Genomic DNA, 12073 nt, shown 5'->3' on the forward strand with positions numbered 1-12073 from the left:
GATGGGGGAAATGGCGGTGAGACAGGGATTCGAACCCTGGAGACGGTTCCCCGCCTACACGCGTTCCAGGCGTGCGCCTTCAACCACTCGGCCACCTCACCGTTATCCGCCTGGCCCGGACGGTTGCTGTCGGGCGCGGGGACGGGTCCGTCCACGGTGGCGGCAATATAGTCGGAACGCTTGGCGGTTCAACTCCCCATTTGTCTCTTTTTTCATGCTTTCGAACAAGCGATCCGCCGGCCTCGCTCAAAGGCGCATTGCCATGTCGCCGGGCGTTTCGTATTGACGCTGAGGCGCCAGATTTGCCATCGCCCGATTGACCATGATCCGCTTTTTTCTGAAGACCCTCTCTTTCATTGCCTTTGCCATCGCGCTGATGTTCATCGTCATCGATGCGACGCGGTCGATCGGCGTGTCCAGTATCGTGTTCACGCCCTTCGGCGAGAGTCTAGAACTGGTCATTCCGACGCTTCTTGAAACGTTCCGGGACTGGCTGGCCGGCGCCGCTCCCGAATTTGTGAGCGATCCGCTGCTTGTTTCGCTGTTCGCCCTGCCCACATTTGCCGTGTTCGCCGTTCTTGCGCTCCTGCTCTACGCATTGGGCCGCAAGCCGCCGGAGAAGGGCCTCAAGCGCCGCCCGCGCTAGGCCGTCCTTTCAAGGGAGAGCCGCCATGTTTCTGTCCAGCCTGTTCGAGAAGAAGACGAAAATGCCCGATGCCGCGCAGGCGCTGCCGGGCCGCGACGAGCCGCTGCCGACCGCGACGCATCACTTCGTCAACGGCATGCCGCTCAAGGGTCCGTGGCCGGACGGCATGGAGGTCGTCTATTTCGGCATGGGCTGTTTCTGGGGCGCTGAACGCCTGTTCTGGAAGCTCGACGGCGTCTACGTCACCGCGGTGGGCTATGCTGGCGGCCTGACGCCGAACCCGACCTACCAGGAAACGACGACCGGCCTGACCGGCCACGCGGAAGTCGTGATGGTCGTCTTCGACCCGGCAAAGATCAGCCTGCAGAAATTGCTGGAGACCTTCTGGGAAGAGCACGACCCGACACAGGGCATGCGCCAGGGCAACGATGTCGGCACCACCTACCGTTCGGCGATCTACGCGACCAGTGACGAACAACTGGCTGCCGTGCAGGCCAGCCGCGATGCTTACCAGGCGGCGCTGAAGGGCGCCGGTATAGCCGCGCCGATCACCACCGAGATCGCGCCGGCGCCGCAATTCTTCTACGCCGAGGACTATCACCAGCAATATCTGGCGAAGAACCCGGGCGGCTACTGCGGATTGCAGGGCACCGGCGTTTCCTGCGTAGGCGGTTGAACGGGGCTGATTTTTTCGCGGTCTCGTGTCATTGAGCGCCGCAAATATCCTTTTGGCCCGAGGAAAGCCCCATGACCGCCTCGCAGCACACCGTCCGTGTCGCCAGCGTCCAGTTCGCCGCCCGGCAGACGGATTCGCCCGACGCCTTTTTTGACCGGATCGCGACCTATGTTCGATCCGCCGGTGACTATGGCGCGGATTTCGTGTGTTTTCCGGAACATTTTACGCTGCAGCTGCTGTCCGGCGCATCCTCCATGGTGCCCGCCGGCGAGGCGATCGACCGGCTGAGCGAATACACGCCGCTTCTGAAAGAGCGCCTTGCAGCGCTTGCCCGCGAGCATGACGTCAACATCATCGGCGGCTCGCACGCGACGATATTCGAAGGCGAGGCGCACAACATCACCTTCGTGGCGTTGCGGGACGGCACGCTGCATGCGCGCCACAAGCTGCACCCGACGCCCGATGAGAAGGCCGTCTGGAACATCCGCGGCGGCGCATCGGCTGAGCCCGTCGAGACCGATCGCGGCCCGGTCGGCGTGATGATCTGCTACGACAGCGAGTTTCCCGAGATGGGCCGGCATCTCACCGATGCCGGCGCAAGCCTGTTCTTCGTGCCCTATTGCACCGACACGCGGCACGGCCATTTGCGGGTGCGCTATTGCTGTCACGCCCGCACGGTTGAAAACCAGTGCTATGTCGTGACGTCCGGCCTCGTGGGCACGGTGCCGAATGTCGCCAATATGGATATCAATTTCGCGCAGTCGGCGGTGCTTACGCCGTCGGATCACCCCTTCGCGCGCGACGGGATCGCGGCCGAGGCGACCGAGAATGCCGAGATGATGATCGTCGCCGATCTCGATCTCGACCGGCTCGAAACCGCGCGGGCGCGCGGTTCCGTTCGCAATCTGCATGACCGGCGGCCGGAACTCTACCGCGTCGATTGGCGCGGCGAGGGCTAGCCGCCGCGCGTCAGCTGTCGCCCATGCGTCGCCACATCGTGACCGCCGTGCCGTCCGCGAGCGTGCCGGAGAAGTAGTTGATACCGTCGCGCTTCATGCTGGCCACGACCGTCTTGCGGTCCGGTGCGAGCAGCTGGAACGGCGCGTCGTAACCGGTGAAGCTGTGTCCGAGCGTCCAGTTCGCCGCGCCGGCGACCAGCGAAGAGCAGCCTTTCGGCTTCAACCGGCCCTTGTTGGACGATTGCATGCGCATATTGGTGCCCGAGCTGATGTCGATCTGGCAGCCGCAATCCTGCGAGCCGTCCGTGATCATCCATGTGCCCTTGAGATCCTGCTCGGTGCGGATCTGGTCGCGGGCGATGCCGCCGGCGATGGCGCCGCCCAACCCGCCGCCGAGGCGGCCGCCGATACCGGCGATCACGTTGCGCCCCGCATTGCGGGCGACGTTCTTGCCGACGGCGTTCTTGGCGAAATCGGCGCCCTTGGCCGGCTTTGGCGGCGGCCCCCCGGCCAGCGCGATCGAGCATTGACCGCCGGCCGCGGCGTCGGCATTCGCGGCCTGTGTCGTCTCTTCTGCAAGTGAAAGTGATGGATTGTCAGCGCCGGCGGAAGCGTCGGCTCCCGGCAGCGACATGCTTTGACAAGACGCAACTATTGCTGCGGCGCCCGTGAGCGCCGCCAGGCGTTTCAGGTTTTTCATGGGTAGCTCCCCGTTCCCAGTACACGGAATGTAAAAGACTGAAATCGGGCGCTATCAAGGCGTTGTGTACTGCCGGCCTCAAAGGTTCCCCGCGCTCCGCGTACGGAGTTTTTCGAGTTCCTTTGCCGCGTTGACATGCATCGGCAGCCGGGAAGCCCACTCCACGTCGCCGCGGTGGATGCCGAGATCGCGATAGACCCAGTCATCCTTGCCGGCCAGTGTCATGAACGCGGCCCGGTCGCGGCGCTGCCGGTGCCAGCGCAGCAACGCCGAGACAGTACCGCCAGCGGCTGACGCAGCCAGCTTTGCGAGGGTGACGATGATGCTGCCGTCATTGCGCGGTTGGTGAGCCTGTTCGAATTCGATCGTGGTCATTGTCCGTCTCCTTTGTTCGGGGCGGTTGTTTCTCGTGTCGTCCGCCGTGGTCTGGACAATGCTCGCGAAGCATGGTTCAATCAAACGAATAGATTTGACGCGATCATTCAGAAAACTTGAACTGAGGCTGACCCCATGAATGCTCCGAGTGCAAGACCGGCCCTGGCGCAGGCGCCAGCCGATATCGATCTCCTGCGCACCTTTCTGGCGATTGCCGAGACAGGCAGTTTTTCCAAGGCCGCGGAACGCGTCTTCCGCACGCCGTCAGCCGTGTCCATGCAGGTCAAGAAGCTGGAGGAAACGCTCGGCACATCGGTCTTCGAGCGCGATTCCCGTTCGGTGAAGCTCACCCAGAGCGGTGAGATGCTGGTCAGCTATGCGCGCCGCATACTCGCGCTTTCAAACGAGATGATGGCGCGCTTCGTCATGCCGGAGATGGAAGGCACGGTCTGCCTCGGCGCGCCCGACGACTATGGCGAGCGTATCATGCCGCAAGTCCTGAAGCGTTTCGCCGAGACGCACCCGAACGTGCAGGTCAACGTGATCATCGAGACCAGCGATCTTCTCATCAAGCGCTTCGAGAACGGCCAGCTCGACGTGATGGTTTATACCGCCCAGTCGCAGCAGCTGGAGGAGGGCGCGCAGGTGCTGCTCGAGGAGGATCTCGTCTGGGCCGGCGTGCGCGGCGGCTGTGCGTGGGAACGCGATCCCCTGCCGCTATCCATGTGGGAGGAAGGTTGCGCCTGGCGGTCCGGCGCGGTGCAGGCGCTGACCGAAGTCGGCCGCAGTTACCGAACCGCTTACATGACGGCGCACACCCAGGCCCAGCGTGCCGCGATAGCCTCCGATCTCGCCATCGCGCCCTTCCCGAAGAGCTTCATCTCCGAGCCGTTGATCGAACTCGGCGAAAAGCAGGGCCTGCCGAAGCTCTGCAAATACCAGATTCGCATGCGGGTGAAGGACAATCCCGGCTGCTGCTCGCGCGCCGTCGCCGACCACGTCACCGCCTGTTTCGACGAGATGTGCGGCTGATCGCGCGATATCATGCATGGCAAACCGATCCCTGATTCCTATCTTGGAATCAAGGAGATACGGAAATGTCGGTACTTGCGAACAAATGGTTCCACGATGAGGCGGCGGCTTTCGAGCATTGTCCTATCCGCGCATTGCGCAGCTGTTCGCCAAGCATGAACGTGTCGCGCACCGCAAGAAAGAATAGGTTCGCGGCGAGTTCACACGGACGCGATTTAATGCTTCTTTTCGATTTTCAAACGCGGCATGACGGGCGTGTACTGGCATTGCGCGGAACACCATCTGTACCGCTATCTCGCGGAATTCGATTTCCGTTATTCGAGCCGCATCAAGCTTGGCATTGACGACAAGGAGCGCGCCGAGCGCATCCTTTTGGGCGTCAAAGATCGCCGCCTTACATATAGACCTTTCGCAAGTGTATGAAAACGTTGAGATAACGCTGAATTACTTGCGAAAAGCGCGGGGCGATACTCGAAATGATTTGCCATGTCAAGATAGAATCACTAGATTCTTAATAGGTTAACTTGCGTTTGGCATGGAAATGGACATCGCGGATTTCGCTACCAAGGCTGTTTACAAAGTTGAACTTTCTGGCGGCCAACGTCGCCTTAAAGAAGCGATCCTCTATGTCTGCAAGAAATCCAACGAAATGGAGAGATTTGGCGCGATCAAGTTGAACAAGATTCTATGGCGCGCAGATTTCCGGGCTTATTACGACCGCCAGATTCCTGTGACGGGAAGACAGTATCAACGAATCGCCTTAGGCCCGGCCCCTGTCGAAATGCCTCCCCTAATCAATGAGCTTCTTCGTGATGAATTGCTGGAGATAAAGCCAACGGACGTTGGCGGCTTTATAGAGAAACGCCATATTGCTTTGGCCGACCCCGTTACAAATCTTTTCAGCCGCGAAGATCTGGATTATCTTGATGAGGCGATTACTCACTATTGGGGCATGACTGGCGCTGAGACTAGTGATGAGTCGCACGGCGTTGCATGGAGAACGCGGGAAAATGGCGACCCAATGCCATATCAAACGTCGTTTTTCGAAGATGCGCCGCTGTCAAATGATCACTTGCGACGGCTCACACGCCTTGGTCGCGAAAGGGGTTGGACGTCTAACTAATGCGCCAAATCATCGCTTCGAGCGGCTTTGACGAAGCGGTGATCGCGCTGGGCGGCTACCGAGCCATTGATTTGGCTATGGAGCCGTTAATCGACGGGCTAATCCGTGACCCTTATGGGTTTCCATCCTTCGAAAGCGATCTGATTTCCTTTCGATACGTTAGGACAAAAAGAGTAGGTATAGTGCCGGCGTTGGTTTTCGTCTTCTCGATAGACGGAGATAAGAACGTGGTATTGGAACATGTCGAAGAAGACACAAACCCAAGCTGATTGTCTGTAGTCGTCCTACAATTTGCCAGTATCAATCTGAAACTGCGAATATTGTTAGAAACTAATCGATTTTCACGGGTTTGTAAAAGATAACGTCCGGCTGATCGTTCAGAAAAGCCCGGCCGCCCACACCGCCAGATAGGCGATGCCGACGGCCCAGCCGAGGCTCGCGAAGGCCGACAGCATCGCATACTCCGCCCGTTTTCTATCGTTTGCTCCGCGCAACTCGCCGAACGCCATGATCGCGCGGGCGGCGATGACGAGGCCGGCGGCAAGCGGCTGTCCCATCACGATGAAAACGAAGACCGGTAGCCGTTCCAGCTGGCCGATGGCGCGCGCGCCCTTTTTCAGCCCGGCCTCGAACTCGAACCCGTCGATTTCTTCGCCGAAGGGCTTGAGGAACAGTTCCACCGCATAGGTGCCCGCCAGAACGGCGATGATGAAGCCGGAGCCGAGCATCATCGCGGACAGGACGGCCGAAAGCTGGTCCGGCGTCAGGTGGCTATAAATCAGCGAGCGGGACAGGTCCGCCGGCCAGAGAATCGAGACGGCGGCGACGACCACGATATGCGCCGCCTGATCGGCAAGGAACCAGGCAAGATTGAACGTGCCTTTGCGCGACTTGAACAGGTCGATGCAGAAATGCGTGACCGCGATTGTCGCGATGATCGCCGGCGCAAAGAAGCCGAGCACCACCACCGCCGTACCCGCGATGATCGCGATATGGATCGACAGGATCGGGATCTGGCCCTTCCTGATCGCGATACGCTCCGGCTGCAGCGGAAAGTCGCCGAGCAGATGCGCGAAAAGAAGCACTGTGAAGGTCTGCAGAATCGCCGCGGCGTTCATGGCGTCGGTCAACTCAGTGCGCCTCGTCCCAATTGTCCGCCGCGGACGCATCGACATGAAGCGGCACGGCCATCTGGATCGCCGGCAGCGCGGCGTTTTCCATGACATGGCGCACCACCTCGATCGTCTCGTCGACCTCTCCTTCCGGCGCTTCGAAGATCAGTTCGTCATGGACCTGTAGCAGCATCCGGGCCGACAGCTTCGCATCGGCCAGGGCGCCCTCCATGCGGATCATCGCGCGGCGGATGATGTCGGCGGCCGACCCCTGGATCGGTGCGTTGATCGCCGCGCGTTCGTTGAAGGCACGCATCTGCGGATTGGAGGACTTGATTTCCGGGTAATGGGCGCGCCGTCCGAAGATCGTTTCGACATAGCCATGCTCGCGCGCGAACGCCTTGGTCGCGTCCATGTAGTCCTTGATGCCCGGGAAGCGCTCGAAATAGGTCTTGATATAGGCGCCCGCCTCGGACCGCTCGATGCCGAGCTGGTTGGCCAGGCCGAAGGCCGAGATGCCGTAGATGATGCCGAAATTGATCGCCTTGGCGCGCCGCCGCACTTCCGAGGGCATGCCTTCCACAGGGACACCGAACATCTCGGACGCGGTCATGGCGTGGATGTCGATGCCGTCCGCGAAGGCCTGCTTCAATTGCGTGATGTCGGCGACATGGGCGAGCACCCGCAGCTCGATCTGGCTGTAGTCGGCCGAGATCAGCTTGTTGCCCTTCTCGGCGATGAAGGCCGTGCGGATGCGCCGTCCCTCCGTCGTCCGGATCGGGATGTTCTGCAGGTTCGGCTCCGACGAAGCGAGTCGTCCGGTCGAGGTCGCCGCCAGCGAATAGGAGGTGTGGACCCGCTTGGTCTCCGGATTGATATAATCGGGCAGGGCGTCGGTGTAGGTGGATTTCAGCTTGGTGAGCTGTCGCCAATCGACAATCCGGCGCGGCAGTTCGTGGCCCTCGGCGGCGAGGTCTTCCAGCAGTTGCGCGCCGGTCGCCCACTGGCCGGATTTCGTCTTCGTGCCGCCCGGCAGTCCCATCTTGCCGAACAAGATCTCGCCGAGTTGCCGGGGCGATCCGACATTGAACTTTTCGCCGGCGAGTTCGTGGATCTCGTCTTCGATCGCGGCGGCCTTCTGTGCGAACTCGCCGGAAAGGCGGCTCAGGATCTGCCGGTCGACGGAGATGCCGCGCGCCTCCATGCGCGCCAGCACCGCCACAAGCGGCCGCTCCAGACGCTCATAGACATGCATCAGGCCCCGGGCGAGCACCTGCGGTTTCAGCACCCGCCAGAGGCGCAGCGTGATGTCGGCGTCCTCGGCGGCGTAGCGGGTCGCCGTTTCCAGGTCGATCATGTCGAAGGTCAGCGCCTTCTTGCCGGTGCCGGCGATGTCCTTGAACGCGATTGGCTGGTGGCCGAGCCAGCGGTCGGACAGGGCATCCATGCCGTGGCCGCCGGTGCCGGCATCGACGACATAGGAGAGCAGCATCGTATCGTCGAGCGAGGCGATCTCGATGCCGTAGCGCCGCATCACCAGCCAGTCATATTTGAGGTTCTGCCCGACCACGAGGATCGACGGGTCTTCCAGCAGCGTCTTCAATCGCTCCAGCGCGGCATCCGCCGGAATTTGGTTTTCCAGCAGCCCGCCGCCCAGAAGGTCGCCATTGCCGGACTTGTGGTTGAGCGGCACATAGGCCGCCTCGCCGGGCGTCGAGCACAGCGAGAAACCGGCCAGTTCGGCCTGCATCGCGTCGAGCGAATTGGTCTCGGTGTCGAAGGCGACGACACCCGCGTCGCGTGCTTTCGCGATCCATTCATCGAGCGTCTCGATGTCCCGGATGCAGACATAGGCCTCGCGATCGAACTTTGCCGCGGCCGCCGCGTCGGCGCGGGCTTGTGCATGCGCTCCCGGGGTCAGGGCGTCATCCTCCGACGCATCGGCCGGGGCACCGTCCCGTTCCTTTGCCGTCCCCTCGTCGAGATCCGGCCCGTGCGCCTTCGCGCCAGCCTCAACCTCGATCGCCGCCGCGTCCACCTCGTTGACCTCGGTGCCGGTGGCTTCCGCCACGCGCCGGGTCAGCGTGTTGAATTCCATCGCTTTCAGGAAGCCGATCAGCTTCGGGCCGTCCTGCGGCTCGAGCTTCAGCCCGTCGAGATCGATATCGAGCGGCGTGTCGGTCTTCAGCGTCACCAGTTCCCGCGAGAGCCGCGCCTGGTCGGCGAATTCGATCAGGTTTTCGCGCCTCTTGTTCTGCTTGATCTCCGAGGCGCGTTCCAGAAGCGTGTCGAGATCGCCATATTCCTCCAGCAGCTGCGCCGCTGTCTTCGGCCCGATTCCGGGAACGCCGGGCACATTGTCGGTCGAATCGCCGTTCAGCGCCTGCAGGTCGATCATCTTCTCCGGACCGACGCCGAACTTCTCGATGACCTCGGCAATGCCGATCTGCTTGTCCTTCATCGAATCGTACATCGACACATGGTCGGAGACGAGTTGCATCAGGTCCTTGTCCGACGAGATGATCGTCGTATGCGCGCCGACCTTCTCGGCCTGGCGCGCATAGGTCGCGATGATGTCGTCGGCCTCGTAGCCCTCGACCTCGATACAGGGCAGGTTGAAGGCGCGCGTCGCCTCGCGAATCAGCCCGAATTGCGGGACCAGATCTTCCGGCGGCTCGGACCGATTCGCCTTGTATTCGGGATAGAGTTCCTTGCGGAAAGTCTTCGAGGAATAATCGAAGATCACCGCGAAATGGCTCGGCGTCACGCCGACATCCGTGTCGCGGGCGTCCTGCAGCAGTTTCCAGAGCATGTTGCAGAAACCGGCGACAGCGCCGACCGGCAGCCCGTCGGATTTGCGTGTCAGCGGCGGAAGCGCATGAAAAGCCCGGAAGATATAGGCCGATCCGTCGACCAGGAAGAGGTGATCGTCTTTGTTCATGGCCAATGCCATAGCGCGGGCCGGACAAGCCGTCCATTCCAAACGCGGCGTGTTGCGGTTCGCCCGATGGCGAAAACGTGATCGCCATTCGCGCGGTCCTTACCCTTTATAAACCCTGTTCGGTTGGTTATTGTCGCTTACCCAAGGGGCAGGACAGCGAGCGAATCGGAGTTTGCCGTGATTTCCAGGAATATTCTGAAACTTTGCCTGACTGCGGCGATCGCCGTTCCGGCCGTGCCCGTCATGTCGGTGACATCACAGGCGCAGGTCCAGCTGCATGAATTGCTGTTCGGCATCAATCGCCGCGACGACAGGCGAAGGCAGCGCGAAACGCGCGAAAGAGAAGTACAGCAGGTGCAGCGTCGTGCCGCCGCGCCGGTCAAGCGCGTCACCGGGCCGCGCTATTATTCATACCAGCCCGCAGCGCTGACCACGGTCACGGTCGCGTCGCTTCTGCCCGACACGGTCGAGGCCGGGGGGCTGGAGCCCAGCCTCGATTTCGAGGCCACCCGCTTCGCCGAGGCGATCCGGCTCGCACCCGACACGTCGATCGCGATGGAAAAGGCCGTCGCCGACGCGCTCAAGGCGCATTACGCGGAGAACCCGAAATTCATCTGGTCGCGCGGCAGCAGCGTGACCGAACACGCCAAGGCCGTCGCCGCCCTTCTCGAGAAAGCGGGCGATCACGGGCTTGAGGCATCGGAATATTCCGTCGCCGTACCGCGTGACGGCTGGTCGATGGATGATCCCGCCGGCCGCACGGCTGACATGCTCGCCTTCGAGATGAAGATGTCGGCGCGCGCCGTGCGCTACGCCATGGATATCAAGGACGGCGCGGTCATTCCCGACAAGCTCTCCGGCTATCACGATTTCCCGCTGCCGCGCCTGGCCGCCGACAAGGCGATCGGCATTCTTTCGCGGACCGCCGATCCGGCGGCATGGCTACAGACGCTTGAGCCGCGCCAGCCCGAATATGCCGAACTCAAGGCCGAACTGGCGGATCTGAGGACCCAGGACGTCGAGGAAATCGTCATCCCCGACGGGACCTTCGTGAAGGTCGGCCAGACGGAAGAGGCCCTGCCGCTGATCATGAAGGCGCTTCGCAAGCGCGTCAGCGAGGAAGCGCGCACGAAACACGCGGCGACGTTCGCCGAATATCTCGGCGGCGAGGAATACACCCACGAGATCGCTGAACTCGTGCAGGATTTTCAGCGCGAGAACGGTCTCGTTCCCGACGGGATCGTGGGCCGGAACACGGTTTCCCATCTGAGCGATGTCGGCCATGCCTCGAAGATCGAGCGCATCGAGATGGCGCTGGAGCGCCTGCGCTGGCACCCGGAGGAATTCGGCGTCCGCCACGTACTGATCAACCAGCCGGCTTTCCGCGCAAGCTATTTCGAGAATGACAAGACGAAGCTCTCGATGCGCGCCATCATCGGCAAGAAGTCGAACCAGACGTCGTTCTTCTTCGATGAGGTCGAACGGGTGGTCTACAATCCCTATTGGGGCGTTCCGCAATCGATCATCGTCAACGAAATGTTGCCGAAGCTCCATCGCGATCCGAGCTATCTCGACCGTGCCGGTTACGAGGTAACCAATGCATCAGGCCGCCGGGTTTCGTCGGCCAGCGTCAACTGGTGGAATTACTCGACCAGCCGGCCTTACAGCGTGCGCCAGAAGCCAGGACCGTCGAACGCGCTTGGCAAGGTGAAGATCCTGTTCCCCAACAAGCATGCCATCTACATGCATGACACGCCGTCGCGGAACCTCTTCGAACGCGACATGCGGGCGCTCAGCCACGGTTGCGTTCGCCTGCAGCAGCCGCAGGCGATGGCGGCCGCCGTGCTCGGCAAGACCGAGGATTACGTGCATGGCAGGATCGCCGCCGGCGGTGGCGAAAAGGCGGAGGAAGTTCCGGAGAAGATTCCGGTCTTCATCTCCTATTACACAGCATGGCCGAACGAGGCCGGTGAAGTGGAGTACTTCACCGACATCTATGACCGTGACGTGCATCTGGAGCGGGCGCTCAAGGCCGTGCATGAATCGCGCGGCAGCGTCGATTCCTAGCTGGTCGTGGAAATGCAGACAGGCGCGTGACCGGAGCGGATCATACCGATCCGGCTGGCCGCCGCCTTGGAGAGATCGATAATCCGGCCCTTGATGAAGGGCCCGCGATCGTTGATGCGCACCACGACGGACTTGCCCGTCGATTTGTTCGTGACCTTGACCTTGGTGCCGAAGGGCAGCGTCTTGTGCGCCGCCGTCATCTGCGCCGGGTTCATCATTTCGCCGGACGCGGTGCGCGAATGAAGCGCATACCATGAAGCGCCGCCGCACTGGGCCGAAGCCGGAACCGTTGCCGAAACCACGCAAAGCGTTGCCGTCGCGGCCAGGAAGGCCGTGCCGAAGAATTTGGATTTCACTTGTTTACCCCGTTTGAGACGGGGGACGTCGGGATGGAACCGGGGCCTTCGAGGCGCTTCAGGGTACCGTCCGGGCGTTCCCCGCA

12 protein-coding genes, 1 tRNA gene and 1 pseudogene are annotated in these 12073 nt (G+C 61.7%); 8 read left to right on the forward strand and 6 right to left on the reverse strand.

The genetic code is table 11. From position 1 onward, the window contains the following. Positions 1-11: 11 nt before the first annotated feature. Positions 12-101: transfer RNA gene (locus LC343_RS19265), tRNA-Ser, on the reverse strand. Positions 102-322: 221 nt separating this feature from the next. Here LC343_RS19265 and LC343_RS19270 point away from each other — a divergent pair. From LC343_RS19270 to LC343_RS19280, 3 genes are all read left to right on the forward strand, one after another. Next, positions 323-646: a hypothetical protein gene (locus LC343_RS19270; protein WP_223478805.1), complete on the forward strand. Its 324-nt coding sequence runs from the start codon at positions 323-325 to the stop codon at positions 644-646. Positions 647-671: 25 nt separating this feature from the next. After that, complete coding sequence (msrA, locus tag LC343_RS19275) at positions 672-1322, forward strand: peptide-methionine (S)-S-oxide reductase MsrA (RefSeq protein ID WP_223478806.1); 651 nt, start codon at positions 672-674, stop codon at positions 1320-1322. A gap of 71 nt (positions 1323-1393) precedes the next feature. Beyond that, positions 1394-2281, forward strand: a complete 888-nt coding sequence (locus tag LC343_RS19280; RefSeq protein ID WP_223478807.1) for a carbon-nitrogen hydrolase family protein — start codon at positions 1394-1396, stop codon at positions 2279-2281. Between the two features lie 10 nt (positions 2282-2291). Here the strand turns inward: LC343_RS19280 and LC343_RS19285 are convergent, their stop codons facing one another. Further along, entirely contained in the window at positions 2292-2981 is a 690-nt protein-coding gene (locus LC343_RS19285; RefSeq protein ID WP_223478808.1) for a hypothetical protein, read from the reverse strand. A 78-nt stretch (positions 2982-3059) separates the two neighbouring features. Beyond that, on the reverse strand, positions 3060-3356 hold the full coding sequence (locus tag LC343_RS19290) for a DUF1127 domain-containing protein (protein ID WP_223478809.1): 297 nt from the start codon (positions 3354-3356) through the stop codon (positions 3060-3062). Positions 3357-3491: 135 nt separating this feature from the next. Between LC343_RS19290 and LC343_RS19295 the strand changes: the two genes are divergently transcribed. The 4 genes and pseudogenes from LC343_RS19295 to LC343_RS19310 all read left to right on the forward strand — a co-directional run bounded on the left by LC343_RS19295 (position 3492) and on the right by LC343_RS19310 (position 5780). After that, positions 3492-4388, forward strand: coding sequence for a LysR family transcriptional regulator (locus tag LC343_RS19295; RefSeq protein ID WP_223478810.1), 897 nt, complete (start codon positions 3492-3494; stop codon positions 4386-4388). Positions 4389-4610: 222 nt separating this feature from the next. Continuing rightward, positions 4611-4811: pseudogene (locus tag LC343_RS19300) on the forward strand (transposase); the annotation flags it as partial. A 112-nt stretch (positions 4812-4923) separates the two neighbouring features. After that, positions 4924-5511, forward strand: a complete 588-nt coding sequence (locus tag LC343_RS19305) for a Panacea domain-containing protein (RefSeq protein WP_223478811.1) — start codon at positions 4924-4926, stop codon at positions 5509-5511. Then, the gene (locus LC343_RS19310; protein WP_223478812.1) at positions 5511-5780 is read left to right on the forward strand and encodes a hypothetical protein; all 270 of its coding nucleotides are present in this window, start codon (positions 5511-5513) and stop codon (positions 5778-5780) included. Before LC343_RS19305 ends, LC343_RS19310 begins: the two co-directional genes overlap by 1 nt. A 108-nt stretch (positions 5781-5888) precedes the next feature. Here the strand turns inward: LC343_RS19310 and LC343_RS19315 are convergent, their stop codons facing one another. Further along, the gene (locus LC343_RS19315; RefSeq protein ID WP_223478813.1) at positions 5889-6641 is read right to left on the reverse strand and encodes a DUF3307 domain-containing protein; all 753 of its coding nucleotides are present in this window, start codon (positions 6639-6641) and stop codon (positions 5889-5891) included. A gap of 1 nt (position 6642) precedes the next feature. Further along, a complete protein-coding gene (gene polA / locus LC343_RS19320; protein WP_428982623.1) occupies positions 6643-9576 on the reverse strand; it encodes a DNA polymerase I in 2934 nt (977 codons plus the stop codon). A 165-nt stretch (positions 9577-9741) separates the two neighbouring features. On the opposite strand from polA, the gene LC343_RS19325 reads away from it, so the two are divergent. Further along, on the forward strand, positions 9742-11631 hold the full coding sequence (locus LC343_RS19325; RefSeq protein WP_223478815.1) for a L,D-transpeptidase family protein: 1890 nt from the start codon (positions 9742-9744) through the stop codon (positions 11629-11631). Here LC343_RS19325 and LC343_RS19330 read toward each other — a convergent pair. Then, complete coding sequence (locus tag LC343_RS19330) at positions 11628-11957, reverse strand: septal ring lytic transglycosylase RlpA family protein (RefSeq protein WP_223478906.1); 330 nt, start codon at positions 11955-11957, stop codon at positions 11628-11630. The genes LC343_RS19325 and LC343_RS19330 overlap by 4 nt on opposite strands. Positions 11958-12073 lie beyond the last annotated feature (116 nt).

The organism is Oricola indica, assembly GCF_019966595.1.
Lineage (GTDB): Bacteria > Pseudomonadota > Alphaproteobacteria > Rhizobiales > Rhizobiaceae > Oricola > Oricola indica.